The organism is Megasphaera sp. UBA4382 (assembly GCF_002391155.1).
GTDB classification, from domain to species: Bacteria; Bacillota; Negativicutes; order Veillonellales; family Megasphaeraceae; genus Megasphaera; species Megasphaera hexanoica.
In genome coordinates, this window is record NZ_DGRS01000051.1 from 1 (window position 1) to 15,501 (window position 15,501).

General features: G+C 43.6%; 16 protein-coding genes. 2 read left to right on the forward strand and 14 right to left on the reverse strand.

Annotated elements, in window-relative coordinates; genetic code table 11:
* The first annotated feature begins 136 nt into the window (after positions 1-136).
* The gene (locus B4H10_RS05875) at positions 137-685 is read left to right on the forward strand and encodes a flavodoxin family protein (RefSeq protein ID WP_292018377.1); all 549 of its coding nucleotides are present in this window, start codon (positions 137-139) and stop codon (positions 683-685) included.
* Positions 686-706: 21 nt separating this feature from the next.
* Positions 707-1,279 carry a flavin reductase family protein gene (locus B4H10_RS05880; protein ID WP_036378875.1) on the forward strand — a complete coding sequence of 191 codons (573 nt, stop codon included), beginning with the start codon at positions 707-709 and terminating at the stop codon, positions 1,277-1,279.
* A 1,016-nt stretch (positions 1,280-2,295) separates the two neighbouring features.
* On the opposite strand, the gene B4H10_RS05885 is transcribed toward B4H10_RS05880, so the two are convergent.
* The 14 genes from B4H10_RS05885 to B4H10_RS05950 all read right to left on the reverse strand — a co-directional run bounded on the left by B4H10_RS05885 (position 2,296) and on the right by B4H10_RS05950 (position 15,498).
* Positions 2,296-2,577 (reverse strand): hypothetical protein, encoded by a 282-nt coding sequence (locus B4H10_RS05885; protein WP_292018378.1) that lies wholly within the window; start codon positions 2,575-2,577, stop codon positions 2,296-2,298.
* A gap of 149 nt (positions 2,578-2,726) precedes the next feature.
* A complete protein-coding gene (locus B4H10_RS05890) occupies positions 2,727-3,320 on the reverse strand; it encodes a hypothetical protein (protein ID WP_292018379.1) in 594 nt (197 codons plus the stop codon).
* Positions 3,298-3,858, reverse strand: a complete 561-nt coding sequence (locus B4H10_RS05895) for an N-acetylmuramoyl-L-alanine amidase family protein (protein WP_292018380.1) — start codon at positions 3,856-3,858, stop codon at positions 3,298-3,300. The genes B4H10_RS05890 and B4H10_RS05895 overlap by 23 nt, the downstream gene beginning before the upstream one ends.
* Positions 3,855-4,181: a hypothetical protein gene (locus B4H10_RS05900; RefSeq protein ID WP_292018381.1), complete on the reverse strand. Its 327-nt coding sequence runs from the start codon at positions 4,179-4,181 to the stop codon at positions 3,855-3,857. The genes B4H10_RS05895 and B4H10_RS05900 overlap by 4 nt, the downstream gene beginning before the upstream one ends.
* A 10-nt stretch (positions 4,182-4,191) precedes the next feature.
* Complete coding sequence (locus B4H10_RS05905) at positions 4,192-4,431, reverse strand: hypothetical protein (protein ID WP_292018382.1); 240 nt, start codon at positions 4,429-4,431, stop codon at positions 4,192-4,194.
* A gap of 50 nt (positions 4,432-4,481) precedes the next feature.
* Positions 4,482-4,643: a hypothetical protein gene (locus B4H10_RS05910; protein ID WP_292018383.1), complete on the reverse strand. Its 162-nt coding sequence runs from the start codon at positions 4,641-4,643 to the stop codon at positions 4,482-4,484.
* Between the two features lie 234 nt (positions 4,644-4,877).
* Entirely contained in the window at positions 4,878-5,387 is a 510-nt protein-coding gene (locus tag B4H10_RS05915) for a hypothetical protein (RefSeq protein ID WP_292018384.1), read from the reverse strand.
* 437 nt (positions 5,388-5,824) lie between these two features.
* Complete coding sequence (locus B4H10_RS05920; protein ID WP_292018385.1) at positions 5,825-6,328, reverse strand: hypothetical protein; 504 nt, start codon at positions 6,326-6,328, stop codon at positions 5,825-5,827.
* 343 nt (positions 6,329-6,671) lie between these two features.
* Entirely contained in the window at positions 6,672-7,802 is a 1,131-nt protein-coding gene (locus B4H10_RS05925; RefSeq protein ID WP_292018386.1) for a radical SAM/SPASM domain-containing protein, read from the reverse strand.
* A 12-nt stretch (positions 7,803-7,814) separates the two neighbouring features.
* Positions 7,815-9,788, reverse strand: a complete 1,974-nt coding sequence (locus B4H10_RS05930; protein WP_292018387.1) for a hypothetical protein — start codon at positions 9,786-9,788, stop codon at positions 7,815-7,817.
* A gap of 4 nt (positions 9,789-9,792) precedes the next feature.
* Complete coding sequence (locus B4H10_RS05935) at positions 9,793-10,074, reverse strand: hypothetical protein (protein WP_292018388.1); 282 nt, start codon at positions 10,072-10,074, stop codon at positions 9,793-9,795.
* Between the two features lie 147 nt (positions 10,075-10,221).
* A complete protein-coding gene (gene gpJ, locus B4H10_RS05940) occupies positions 10,222-14,415 on the reverse strand; it encodes a TipJ family phage tail tip protein (RefSeq protein ID WP_292018389.1) in 4,194 nt (1,397 codons plus the stop codon).
* A gap of 95 nt (positions 14,416-14,510) precedes the next feature.
* Positions 14,511-14,912 carry a C40 family peptidase gene (locus tag B4H10_RS05945; protein WP_292018390.1) on the reverse strand — a complete coding sequence of 134 codons (402 nt, stop codon included), beginning with the start codon at positions 14,910-14,912 and terminating at the stop codon, positions 14,511-14,513.
* Complete coding sequence (locus B4H10_RS05950) at positions 14,905-15,498, reverse strand: hypothetical protein (RefSeq protein WP_292018391.1); 594 nt, start codon at positions 15,496-15,498, stop codon at positions 14,905-14,907. Before B4H10_RS05950 ends, B4H10_RS05945 begins: the two co-directional genes overlap by 8 nt.
* Positions 15,499-15,501 lie beyond the last annotated feature (3 nt).

The following is a 15,501-nucleotide window of genomic DNA, read 5'->3' on the forward strand; positions in this document are numbered from 1 at the left end:
GGCTATGTCGTTTTTCATAATAGCTTACCTCGAAGTAAGTACCTTACTTATATGTAGGTACTTGAAAATAATTTATGTACTTGTATAATATACATTGTCTTGCTGAAGAAGTCAAGAACGATGCAGGAGGTGCGCTATGGCAAAAAATATAATTATCCTTAACGGAAGCCCGCGTCCAAAAGGAAACACATCTGCACTCACAGCTGAATTTAAGAAGGGTGCAGAAGAAGCTGGGAACAAAGTTACAGAGTTTCAGTTATCCAGAATGAAAATCAACGGATGCATTGGCTGCTGGGGCGGTGGTAAAGATTCGGAGCAGCCGTGTTCACAGAGAGATGACATGGAGAAGATATATCCACTATATAAGGAAGCGGATATGGTGGTTCTTGCTTCGCCGTTATACTACTGGTTTATTTCTGGATTTTTGAAGAACGCATTTGATCGACTGTTCGCAATTGCTGAAAGTGATCCAAACTGCAGAAATCCTAAAAAGGAATCTGTCCTGATTATGGCTGCAGAGGGCGCTGGATTTGAGGAAAGCGAGTACTGGTATGATCATCTTGAAAAGCATATCGGATGGAGGAGCCTCGGAAAAATTCTCTGTGGATATGTAACCCAGCCCGGTGACACAGATGGCAAAAAAGAACTTCAAGAGGCGTATGCCCTTGGTAACTCAATTCAATAACATGAAAGGTGGACAATCATAATGAAGAAAAATCTTGGTGTAGTACAGGCAGTGTATCCGATGCCGGTTTTGATGGTAGCGGCATACGACGAGAATGGAAAAGTGAACGTCATGAACGCAGCATGGGGTATGATCTGCAATGAGGACAGAATTGCTCTGTTTATTGATGAGGAGCACAAGACCACGCAAAATCTTCTGAAGACAAAGGCTTTCACTGTAGCACTTGCCGATAAGGAGCACATGGATGTTGCTGACTTCTTTGGAATTGCTACAGGCAATAAAATGAACGATAAGTTTGAACGCACCGGTTATACAGCAGTAAAGAGCGAATTCGTTAATGCACCCATCATCGATGAATTCCCCGTTGTCATGGAATGTGAACTGGCAGAGGTGAGCGAAACCGAGAGCTTCTACTGTATCGTTGGAAAGATCATCAATACGGCTGCCGAGGAAAGAGTGTTATCTGAGAACGGAAAAGTTGATCCGTCTAAGCTACAGGCACTGATTTTTGACCAATTCCAGCACGGCTATTATGTTTCCGGAGAACAGGTCGGAAAGGCGTGGAATGCCGGAGCGAGCTTAATGAAAAAATAAGCAAAACTAAATGTCGGGTGCGCTATCATCAGTAAAGATGTTAACGCCCCCGTATTCTATTTCACTCTGATCTTCCAGCCGGTCAGGATGAGGTTGACGTTTTTGATAAGTGTCGGGTTGAGCTTCTGGATTGCGGAAACCGTGGTGCCGTAAGACGTGGTTAGTCACTAATTTTTTGGATGAAAAAATAAAAAACTCCCACGATGCGGATGCTTTCGTACGTTCCGTACCTACTACTGACGGTACGATTTCTCCGTCAGAGGGGAGTTCTTCTACATCAATTATACCCCAGGTATCGAAATTGACGATAAAGGGACCACATGGTTTAAAACAGGATTTCCGGGGAAAGCAGAATCTATTGAAAATATTATAAAAACAAAAATAGCGGAACATTCAGCTAGAATCCTTTCACATAACGCGCAGGGCCCTTCTAGTCAAAATAAAACCGCTATTTCACTTTTAAGTATACAAAAAGAGTTATCCAATGTCAACGAAAAATACAAATAAGTAAAAAGCGCCCAATATCCAGCATCATAACTAATCAAATGCCTGGTATTGGGCGCTATATAAATTTATTTACCCTAATACGTCCTAAAAAAAATATTTGCTTCCGTCATTTCTTCCGTCATAGATAGTAAATTAGTGTATAAAGGTATATGAAAAGATGTAAAAATATTTTGCAGTTATTACGCAATAATTAGCATAGCTACGCCGATTAATATGATGGTATATGAGACTATATAAATGTATATTTCATTACTTCCGATAAATTAACGTTATCGGAAGTAATGAAATATACAATCATATACTCTTATAAACAATTACCACCAACATGCAGTATTATGCCATTTAATAAGGAATTACCATATTATATAAATACAAACAAACATAAACAATTATACATAAAAACATGGGCTATAGCGGAAAAAATAGCGGAAAAGAAAAATCCCGTCACACTGGAATTTATCAGCGTGTCGGGATTTTTGTCAACGCATGCGCTCGATGCTCGTTTTTTATTATTCTGTGATATTTGTCAGGTAATTAAGCAATTTACTATTATTGCCAATATCATCTAGAAGTATTTCAATGGCTTCGTTTTCTCCATATATATCAGTAGCTACATGATACGCCGTTTTGTAATAAGTAGTAGACGCGTCGAGTGCAGAAGCGGCCCGTTGCAAATAGCGGTCAAACTGTAAAGAATGGGTATCACTTATTTCTGCCTTGTGAATATACATAGCCCCTTTGTCCCTGAAATAACGTGCATTGTCTAATAATCCTTGTACCTTTTTATTCATATTATCATCCTCCTACTAAATAGCCGCGACAGGTAGTAAAATCTAATGATTCTACAAAATATTTCCTGCCTCTACAAATAATAGGACAAAAAACAACGATTTAAGTATAAAAATATCCCCCGGCCACCCTCGTGGCCAGGGGTTTATTATTACCACTGTTTAATTGTATACATAATACTGCCGGCGTCTATCTGCCTGCCGTCTCTCGTATAAACCATTCCTTCCCATCGTCCTGCCTGATACCCTGCACCACCGTATGTTTTACCATCGACCTGAAGAACACCAACTTTTATTTTATGGTTGTTCCGCAGATTAATCTTGTAAACATCGACTGTCTGCTTATTTGGGTCTGGTGTAATGACGGTGCGGTCTGTTTTTTCAACGGCCTGTTTCGGCAGACGGGTATCTCTCTGTTCGATATTCTTTGCCGTTTCCATGGCTGCGTCTTCTATGGTCGGCGCTTCAACGGTATATGTAACGACCGGCCGCACATCGCCATCGTGAATTCGCTCGATTTCCTGTGTAATTTCCCTGGAAGCCCCGGAACCAACACGAATAGTTTTACTTAAGGCTTCCGGATTGGTCGAATCCTCATATTTAACGATTTTAGGCGATTCTACGCGTTTTTCTTCGTGGTGCATATAAACTATCATGCCAATGGCGAAAAACACGATAGCAAGCAAAATAGAAAGACAAAGTTTCCAGTGTTCACGAAAAATTTCAGAATCCCATGGCTTGTTCATAATCTGTCACGCCCCTTGCGATAGCACGGGAAAAATTATCCCATTGTTCCATCAATAGCTCCGCCGCATCGTCGTTATCAATGAATTCCATCTCAATGAGCGTAGCCGGCATAGTCGTTGAATTCAGGACAACAAGCCCCGGTCGTTCATTGATACCGCGATCGTTCGTTCCGAGCGATGATACGATTTGAGACTGGATACATTTTGCCAGAAATGCTGATGACCCGCCGCCCTGATATACTTCGCATTCTGTTCCGCGTACCTGCCCATTTGCGGCGTTGCAGTGAATGCTGATAAATATGTCTGCCGGCCAGTCGTTTGCCGACTGAACAACGGACACATTCCGGTCGGCGTACTGGCTGTCCCAATACAGATTATCCGATTGCAGGAGCTGGCATTCACATCCGGCGGCTTCCAGATATTCCTTAACTGCATTTCCTACCTTAGCGGCCACATCGCACTCACGTAGTCCGCTGTTCGGATTGACTGCTCCGGAATCATATACTAAATCATGACCAGGATTGATAAATACCTTCATTTTACATTTCCTCCTTTATCTATGATGCGGTTCACAACTGGTGGGATACCGGACGGGGAATTGAATTTACTGTCCGTGTGATATTTCGTCCAGCAGGCACCAGCTAAAGCAACAATACCAGCCATGCCTGTTACGACGACGCTGATGCCGCTCCAACAACTCGACAGCTCAAAACGCATACCATACAATGCATTAGCCCAGTACCCTACCAGCCAGCTCACCATGACAGCACATAAAAAAATCATCATCACAATGCTCATGATGATGATCAGCTGCAGCCAGTGTTTCTGGCCCCACTGACCAAATTGGACAATTTTTTTCATAGCATCCCTCCTAATGCCGAAAATAATCAACAATAAAAGATATGATACCGCCGATAATACCGGCGACGACATACATCGAATTGATACGGTGATGAGCAGAGCGACCACGCTGATCTGCAATGATTGCCAGTTCTTTTGTAGCCTGAAATTGTTCCTGCAGCTTATGCACGGAATCCAGGGCTTCATTCAGTTGCGCTTCCAGCCGTGCCATCCGTTCGAGAACTTCCATTTGAAAATCGCGTTCACTCATATAGTTGCTCCTAAAAAGCCAGCCACGGGGAAGTGGCTGGCCTGATTAAGTTACTGTCCTTGCTGTTTATCAGGTTCCGGTGTTTCAGGAGCCTGATCTACATATACAGCGTCATAATCTGCATTTTCAGAAAAATTGCTATGATCTCTGCGTTCTCTTTGTTCAATCTTTTCATTGACTACTGCCTTGTGTTCTTCATTTTCTCCAAACATACGTCATCTCTCCTTATCATTGAAAAAACATTATATTTTGACCGCCCGGTATCGAATCTTGCTTTATATTGTCACCTCACTTTATCAAGATTTTCCTCCGGTATTGTCCAAGTACATGGATTGCTTATCATGCAGGTTTTATCTGCAAAAAATCCAGGCGGTCTATAAAACATACAATTTTCACAATTGGGGCTAGTGCAATACTCTTGTATAGTATGCATTGCTTCGATTATCTTATTCATTCCTTGTCACCCCATTCCAATGAATCGTACTGTAATTTACATCGTCATCATGTGCATTACCGGCAACAACATATCCATTGGCAATCATTGTATGTGTTCCCCCTAATACCAGTTCATATAACTGGGTATTGTCATTATATTCACGAGCAATAATCGGCCTATCGATTTTCCATCCATCTGTAACTGCGTATTCCACAGGTCTGTCAATGCAGATTACGTCCTGTTTGAGTGTCAGCCCTTCAAATTGTGGGCATAACTCTACATCCTTCTCTAACAGGTGTTGCGTCATGTCTGCAACACCGAAGAACTCTTTACCCTTCTTGCGTACCCAAAATAGATGTTCCCCAGAGAAGTAAATACTCTTATCGTTGAATGTCCAAATACATCTACTAGGGCCAAGCACAGCTCTTTGTACACCTAGTACGGGATTTATGCCATTAATGCCCTGTACATATTCACCTGCTGTAATCGTTTCAATAGATTTCCACGTACCGTTTGCCATAAGAATTTTAGTGCCGGAAATAAAACAGGACGAACAACCATTGCTACAATTGCAACTATTTGTCTTACATTCGGATTGACAAGACTGACAAGAACATCTATTTTGGCAAGATTGGCATGATTGACATTTATCTGATTGGCATGTACACGAATTTTGACAACCTTGGCATGTTTGACATTTATCTGACTGGCAAGTTTGGCATTTGTTAGATTCACAACAATTGCTACTAAAACTTCCCTCTAATGCGTTAATTGCTTTTTGTAAATTGGATACATTCGTAGTGTTAATTTTGTCGTAGCTCATTGTCCCAACGGATATAGAGCTTGTTAATTTGGCATTGGTTATGATAGTGTTTACCTCTGTAGCAAGCTCTGATACATGTTTGCTTTTTATAGTGGTAGAGCTATTTATAGTTGTATCTGTATAGGCCAATTACATCACCCCTTTAAGCCATTCCAATGCACAGAATCGTAATCAAAATCGTCATCATGTGCGTTTCCGCCTGTAACATATCCATTGGCAATCATTGTGTGGCTTCCTGCCAATACAAGCTCATACAGCGGTGTACAACTTCCGTATTCTCTGGCAATAATCGGTTCGTCCAATTTCCATCCATCAATTGTTGCAAACTGTACTGGTCTGTCGATACAGATTACATCTCTGTTTATCGTCAACCCCTTAAATTGTGGGCATAACTCTACATCCTTCTCACGAATATGCTGTGTCATATCTACGACGCCAAAAAATTCAGTGCCTTTTTTCTTTACCCAGAAAAGATGTTCCCCAGAGAAGTAAATACTTCTATCATTAAATGTCCACAAGGCCCTTCTATTGCCCAAATGTGTTTTTTGAACACCAATTACTTTATTTATACCGCCAATGCCATATACAGATTCACCGACTGTAATTGTTTCAATTGGCTTCCACGTTTTATCAGACATCAAAATTAATGTCCCGGCAAGTAAACACGTCGCACCACAATTGCTACTAGGGCATTGGCTCGGTTGACAACTTTGGCATGATTGACATTTAGATGACTTTGACTGACATGTGCAGGTGTTCTGACAGCTCTGGCATTTAGATGTTTGACAGGACTGACAGGCGCATGTATCCTGACAGCTCTGGCAACAATTTGTATACCCACAATTATCTACATTCTTTGCATATCCTTCTAATGCTGAGATGGCTGTACGTAATTCTGTGATATGTACTGATTTTACTTTCGTTTCTATGCCATTTGCTAGATTATCAGCGTCCGTAAAACTAGTTTTTGTAATCTTGCCATTAACAGCCATCGTTTTCCACCAGCTTTCTACCCATTTCTTGAACGGCTTCCAAAATCGGCATAAAGACAGTTTTCTTTAATTTACAATATGTTTTTTCTCGTGCATCTTTTGATATCATCTTGCATCCGCCACAGCAAAAGGCTACGACAGGGCAGTCTTTACATACGTCTATCCGTTCTTTTGTTGTGTCTGTTTTAATGATGTTGTTTAGGTAATCCATATATGAATCATATATAGAGCCTGATTTTTCAGATGTGTTGTGGCATGGATACAGTGTACCATCTAAGCCCAAGTTATAAGTTGTATATCCGTTGCCACAACAGCATGTAACGTTGGTATATTCACCCGGAGTTTCTTTGTTTGTATAAAACCAACGCAAACGATTATAACGGTCATGGATATATACATTCCTTGCATATTTGTCAGCAGGGACATCACCATTTTTACGTTCTTCCAGATATTCATTAGCAAGCAATGCGACTTCTTTGTAAAGCCTGTCATAATCAAAATTAGTTAAATCTTGCGGTATGCCACCTGTATCCATGATTTCATCTACGTTCATGTACAGATGGTGTTTGTGAATCGGTAAATACGCATTATCAATCATCTGAAATGCATCACAAATGTCAATCGGATAGGCATATGAACTTAATACAGCAGATACACCTAAATGATTTATTTGTAATAGCAATTTTCTTTGTTTAGACCCGGGAGCAAATGCGTCAAACCCTCTGGTTTGTTTTACATTGAAGCCATCCCAGGAAACACACATCCAAAACTCGTACTTGTTGAAGAAGTCCACCATTTCCTGTGTAATGAGTTTTCCGTTCGTCATCAACGAGTATTCGACAGGCAGTTTACGCTTCTGTGTTTCAGTAACGACTTTCTTTATATTATCCCAGAACAACAATGGCTCACCGCCAAAGAACTGCAATGTGAGCGTGTTGTCATCATTTAATTCACTACAAACTTCTTCTATGAAGTCATAAATATCAGGATTGATTTCGTGAGATATAGGATGTTCCACTAATGGATGCTGCAAACAGTATTTGCAATTAAGATTGCACTCGTTTCCAAGCATAATAAAAATGGTGTTAACGTTACGGTTCAAAAATTTACTATTATTCATATGCTCTCCAATTTAAGACAAATAAACTGCTCCAAATGTTTTCCATGCGTTACTAGCACGTAATTTAATTAACATATTTGTTGTGTCGAACCATAAACATCCATTTTGTGGAGATTTTGGTTCTGTAGCTGAAATAATATATGTATTGCTGATGTCAGTTTTCTTAGCGTATGTACTTTCTACTTCTGCTGCATTTGCTTTCTTACCAAGCTCTGCTGTTACGGTAGCAGAGAAATTGCTATCATTGCCCAGAGCTGTTGCCAGTTCATTCAATGTGTTCAGCTGTTCTGGTGCGCCATTTACCAGAGCTGAAATAGATTTAGCCACAAATTCTGTGGAAGCAATAGTATTAGACGAGTTCCCCTGATTAGCCGTGGGGACAGAAGTTATCCCGGTAAATGTGGCATCAGTGGCGGTCAACGCATTGGTGGTAATCTGTTTCGCGATGCTATCTGTTATGGACTGTCCGTTTTCCAGAAGTTTCCCTTTTGCGTTGATGTTGGCAGGGAATGTGGCGTTCTGCTTATTGTCCCAATAATATAAATGGTCATTAAACGCAAGCCGATTAGGAGCGACCCACATGCTACTCCCATATCCATTAATATTTATGATGGATTGAGTGGATTCTGGGTGTTCAGTAATTTGGTCTGTTAAATCTCTACTTGTTGTCATAAATGTAAAACGATAATTCCAGAATTGATACGGCTGATTGTAATACCCGCCAAACAGCACTCCATCGCCCAGTCTTATATAATTTCCCCCTGGCCCACCCGTTAATCCAAAAGAATCAGAAGAAAATTGTGTAACCCAAGCGTCTGGATTATTCCCGGTTGCACTTTCAACCTTGACTTTTATCTTATTTGAAGCACCCGTACACCAAATGTATAATTCTTCAAGGGAGCAGTATCTTTCTGTAGATTTTATATAGTCTTTCCCCCAATACTTATATTTGTCCGTTTCCGCCGTACCATCCGGAACGTTGTATTTCATTGCAGTAATGGTAACTCTCAGCCCACATTGAGCATTTTCTTTACCGTCAATCTTGGGAATATTCATATCAGAATATATTGTTTTATTAAACAAATTTTCTTTTTCAGCATCTTGGAAACCAGCATCCGTCCATGTTTGCCCGCCGTCTATAGTTTGTTCAATGATGATTTGCTCGGCAGGCAAAAAAGCCAGCTTGTTAGCCCGCACAGTATCAATTAATGGGCGGGTCGTGTAGTCAAGCGTATCATTTTTGTATAAGGGCTTTGTTAAATCAAGAACGTTCCATTTAGTCGGCTTATTCTTGATAAATGCCTTGCTTGTCGTATCCGTAACGTTCCAGTCGGCTTGCTGTTCCTTTGCACTGTTAGCCGCCGCTGTTGCGCTGTTGGCTGCCGCTGTTGCACTGTCAGAAGCCTGCAAAGCTGATGCTTTTACTTGACTTAAACTAGTTGCTGCATTTGCTTCGCTTTCTCCTGCCTGAGTCGCACTAGCCGCCGCATTATCCGCATACTGCTTTGCATCTACAAGTGGCTTTAATGCTGTTTTTATAGTCGTGTCGGTACCCAAAGTCAGTATCAAATATCCATCGCTATCTACAGTTGCACCTGTAATACCCTCACCTTTTTCACCGCGAATGGATTCAAGCCACTCTTTTTCTGTTCCGGTAAATCCGTTTTGTTTTGCAATTTCATAGGCACTTAATCCATTAACGGCTTCAGATACAAGAATAAACTGCTTTCCGTCCCACCGATATGTTTTGCCCGTTGATTTGACGACATATAGTTTATCAGTATCACCGCTTGTCGGCAGTTCATCTACATACACGCAAGCACCGCTTATCATATCGAACAGCGCGTCAAAGTTATTAATCATGTAATCCAGGATACCTTTATTGTCAGCCGTAGCAAACGCCGACTTTTTACCATACGCGCCTTCACGTATAATCGCGTCGTTTTCGTCCCGGATTTCCCCGGGCTGGAATGCCTGTCGTTTCATGCTATCAGTCCTCCTTGTAAACGTATTCTTTGTGTGCTGGTTCTGTTACGACCCATTCTGTTTTTGTCACGGGGGCATCGACCCACTCGTTCTGGCCAGTTTTCGGATTATATTTAAACTGCCGTTCCGTCGTCTGAATGGTTTTCAGTTCCCGTTTTTCCGGCACTTCTACCCACTCGAAATGAGGATTCGTAGATGTTGTTTTGTTGCTTTTTGATTTCTTTCGGTATGCATATACAGCGATGACAGCAAACAAGATGACTCCTATCAGTATCGTGTTATTCATTTTCTACTATCACTCCATTTCGTAATACAATGTCCTGGATGTCGTACCGGGTATCAGACGTAATGATAGTTATATCTGGTTCTGGTTCGACTGGGGCATCAGCCGAAAATACACAAGCCCCGTCCTGCTTAAATCCGTAATAGTACATCAATACTGTTTCACCCCCATGCACCAATAACTGCCAGAACCACCGCGCGACAAATCCATATATGTGTATTTCCCGTCTGCGGTTACCGAGGTTAAAGTACCCCCGTTCATGACAACCCCGAACGTTGATATTTTTCCAGTCTTTTCGCTTTCTTTATAAAAAATTGCTGTCCGGCCAGAGCATGAGCCTATTGTTTGACTGTCCGTGGCCCACACACCCCACATGCATTCGCTTTCACTATACCCGCTGGGGAGCGGTATCGTTCCGCCGTCTGATATGGAGCCGCGGACAAACGCCACGGCTTTAACAGAATATCCGTTAATCCGCACATTCGAGCCGTCAATGGTTCCACTTTTTATTGACGCCCCGACGATATTCCCGTTTGCATCGACGGAAAATGTATTGCTGTTGTTGCGCAGTGTCGTCCCGATAATTTCGCCGCCTTTCAGCGTGCCGACGTTTTCCGTTATGGCCGACAATTCTGATACGGACATTTTCTCCGCCGTAACAGCCCCAGCTTGAATCATCCCTTTCGTAATGACATTATTATCAAACGTCGTATCGCCTGTTACATGTATCCGTTTCCCGTCTATCGTAATGGTTTCCGGCGACAAGTTGATTTTACTTATGAGGTGCTTTTCCGTATCTTCGACGCGTGCCTCCATGGAATTTTGGAGCTGGACCAGTGCGGAATATTTTTTATAGCCGTTTTCATCGTCCAGGTTACCGGCAATCGTAATGACCTTGTCCTGTGCGTCAACACCTTTGTCAATAGCCTCTTTCAGTGCTTTATTGACGTTATCAATGGACACGGATTCTGCATCAAGCAGAGATTGGTCTACCTTTACTTTTACCGTACAGGTCGTTTCGTCAGAATACGGGCCGGCGCCGAACAGGTCAGCATACGCAACGCTTACATCATAGACCCCGGCAGGGCAACTATAGGTTAGCGCATTATTTACCGTAAACAGGATCGTATCGTTAATTTTTACGTACATCCCGTTACAGTCGTCCGGAATGGCCCTGGTAACGATACTCATACCGCCCAGCTTATCTGTAACGGTTGGTGCATCAGGTTTCTTTGGTTCCGGTTTATAGTACTGCAGTTCTGCCGCCGCGCTGTATTTCCCGTCTGTACCACAAGCGAATACATACAGTTTGCCCGTGCGGCTTGTCAGCTTAACGTCTGCTATCAGGCTGTTCGTACGGAGCAGGAAGTCGTTAGTCTTCGTCCCCGCCCCGGTATCAGTGCGGATTTCATAAAAAGCGATATCAGCATTCGTGACGGCATCCCATGTCAGTGTTGCCGTGGATTTACCGAATGTAACAGCCAGCTTGCCAGGCGTATTCGGCGTTGTTGTTCGGGCCGCGCATAGTACGTCAATGTGCGGCGAAGTATCGGGCGTTGTATACTCGCCCAGCTCGTTGGCTGTACACACAGCAACACGATAGGTATCACCTGGTACACACTGCGGAATGCTAAATTGATTTACACCGGTACCTGCAAACGTCCACGGTCCGAGCCAGCCCAGTTCATCCGCCGATACCTCTTCATTAAATACCAGCTGGTCTGCCTGTATATGGTTCGGCTTATAGTAGACCCGAGCCGGAAGATTATCCGGGCCCCAGGACACTTCGATGTCATAGCGGTCGGTCCCATCCAGAAGTTTTCGGAACCGGGTATAAGCTGTAATATTTTCCGGCTCCACAGCAGGCTGGATGTTGCCGGTCAGGCTAATAGATGCCATAACGTATGCCGATTCAACGCCATCAAGAACAGCACAAACGCGTACTCGGTATCCCTGCAGTGGGTCTACGTTGCCAATGGTCATCTGCATGTCTGTTGTATTTCCACATGATACCCAGCTGATACCGTCCGTCGAATAATACACATGGAAGCTATCGTATCGGCTGTTGCCCGGCATTTGCCAGCTTGCTACGATGTTACAAGTTTTTACGCCTGCATAATTCTGCTGGGCCTGTTCGACGAGCTGTAAGTTAATCGGTGCCCGTAATGGGTCTTCTGCCGTGTAATCAATAACGGGATACCGACTATAATCCACATCATAAATTGCTTCGTCATATTGCACACAGGTAAGCGATACTTTTTCATCTCCGTCTCGTTCCACCTTTGTAATGCGGAACGGCTGTACGATTTTATCAACGACGCCTAGGGCGTAACAGTCATACTGTACTGGCGTTGAATCGGCATCGAACGCCTCCGTAATGGTAATCGTTTTCGTTGTTGTGTCGGCAGATACTGTTTTAACATCCCGCGTTACGATCTGATCATTTTTCGACAGCTGTATTTTAATCCCGTACGCCTCATTAGCTGTCAATATAATTTCCTTATCCAAAGTAATCGTGTTTCCATTTACGGCCACGATACGGCCCGATGCCAGTCCGATACGGGCCACACTATGGCTGACGCCGATGATATCGCCATATTCGCAGACGATGGCATTGATGTCAGCGGAAAACGTAACCGTTTCTAATTGCCGTTCGTTCGTTGCGAGAAGGTACATACCTTCTCGATAAGCCTGAGAGCGTCTGGCTACGCCAAACAACGTAAGTTGTGCGGTATTATCCTGTAATTCTACGTCTTGCGCGTAGCGGGCCGAACGGATAAAAAATTCAGTATTCTTATAGTCGTTGTCTTTATCATTATATGTGATTTCAACAGAACGCGCCCGATCGTCGAGTGACGAGAAAGACCCGTTAAACGATGACATAATCGTGCGTCCCTCGCCGAAAATCTGACGCATGACGCCCGGTTTATCAACGGCGATACCTAATTGTGTTCCATGCTGAATAATGACACCATGTCCAACAGACGCCGCTTTGTTGGCCGCTTCCAGCCGTTTCTGCGACGTATCGAATATCGCGTCAAACTGGAAGCGTGTTTCTTTCGTTCCGTCGTTTGTAGCTATCTGTTCGTCAGCATAAGCGGCCGCATCCTTCCATTCATCCCAATACCGTGTAAATCGTTCTTTCGGCGTTCCGTCTGCAACGAATTCCATAGCTCCCGTATTGATGTTCTTCAACTGCCGGCAATGATGCAGAATGTCATACGCCGCCCAGATAGGATTATTTGCGTTTTTCTGTACGTATTTTTTCGCCGACGGGTCATATACCCAGACATGTGCCCGCGTCTGTTTCCAGGTCACGTTCGGAACACTGCCATTCAGCTGACTAGTTGCTTTGACGCGCATCGCAACGAGTACTTTATTTGGCCGGACAAATGCTCCGGTATAGATATAAGATGACAATGTAGACCATTGCATGAGTGCGCACCGACGATTCGTAAGTGGTGTTTCTATAGCTGTCACCATGACGTCATACCGATTCGAAGCAAGGCCGGCAAACGTATATACTTTGCGGATAGACTGGTTCGTTTTGCGTGTCAGCGAATATTCATGAGTTGTCCATGTCTGCGTACCAGTTACGCGGTACGAAATATTAAATTTTGCCGTCTGGTCTCCGAAATTCCCGTTGTCTTTCTGGTAATAGATGCCAGAGGGAAATGTTACAGCGACCTCGATTTTATTGACTTCATTGCTGTCCGTACTTCTAGTAACAGGATTTCCTTCCTTTAATGTCAGGTCGATGCTTTGGTCGGCTACTGTATCCGGGAAGAAAGAAATCGGTGTCTGGTCGTTTGTACCAAGCCGGGTTTCTATCTGGCAGTTGGAAAAATTCTCAATCGGAGTATAGCCGATACGGATATCAGAAATGCTATCTATTGGGCCATAACCGCCACAATACAGTACATTAAGATACTGGGTGTCTTCATCCGCCGTTTCTACGTGACACATTAGAAGCTGCGGGGCCGGGATGCACTCACCGTATGTTTCACCGATAACGTTTCCTTCCTGCGTCTGAACACCTGGAAGGTCCCAGCCATACGACTGCGAACTGCTCATTTCGGACGACGGGACCTGACTCAGGTGGAACATGCTGTTAATCAGCTTGCCACCCAGAATCATTACCGCTCCGGATACCAGAGACCGGGCAAACATAGACGACAGCCCGAAAATATTGTGCGGAGCGGCAATCATCAGTCCTATCATCAAAGCCATGCCGAAAAATTTCTTGAATCCATGGCCGCCGATGTGAGGCGTTACAACGAATTCTTCCCCGTCTTGCGGATAGCACGATGCCGGGCCGCTAATCAGGCGGCCATTTTTATACACATCATATGCATCTAAGTCCGGGACGTAAAATGATAATGGCCGTCCGGTATAGTTAATTTTTTGTACTGTTTTCTCGATTGTAAATGGATTAGTTACTATGATGAGTGTAAACATATTTCTGCTCCTTTGGGCCGATAGAATCCAACGACCCGTGACCGCCACCGTCTAAGCCTGTCAATGACGACAGACGTGCCATACGCGTGGATAAAATCGCCATTGCCAATATAAATGCCGACATGATTAGCTACCCCTTCGTACAGCTGTAATAGTACAAGGTCGCCTTCTTCTGGATGTTCCACGCTGTCCCAGTCTGCTGATGCGGTTACAATATTAGCGTGGACAGCCTGATGATCACGCGGGTCGATAGGATATTCTGGCAGGTCGATACCACGCATATGATAGATATACCGTGCCAGTCCCCAGCAATCGAATCCTGTTTCCGGATTTCTGCCGCCATCGACAAACGGAATCCCAACCAGCTCCTGATAGTTATACATAGGTTCCCGTCATCCCCTGTTCCCCGCCAAACCGGGACGGAATACGGCATTCCTTGAGTGTATTATTACAGCACGCCGCCGTACCGGAATATCCGCACTGAATAGATTTAAATACAAACGGACAATAGTTCATCATATATTTATCCGGCGGGAACCGGTTATATACGTCCGGTGCGCATCCTAGTTCAAATGTAATCCAGTTTTCGTCATAACTCGTACCGCGATTCACGAATTCCAGCGTCAAAAGCGGCTGTGTATGGTCCAGCATAGCAGCGTGGACGGTATAAATCGTTACGGCCGCATCTGTAAGGCCCTCATATTTTTTTACATATGTCATCAGAAGGCCGCCGCAACTCGATACGGATATCTTGCATGTCGGCATAGTCTTGCCGTCGGCCGTAACAGATTCAAATTTAATCGGGAACCGTGTCCATGTATGTCCATTCCAGGTCACGTCTTCTGTATTGCGGGCCAGTCGGACGACTTCCGGCAAGCTCTTGTGTTCCACCTGTAACAGCAGTAAAAACGGCTTATCGCTGGATAATTTGTTTTTCTCCATAATAGCCGCTGTTTCCCATGTAAGCACGAT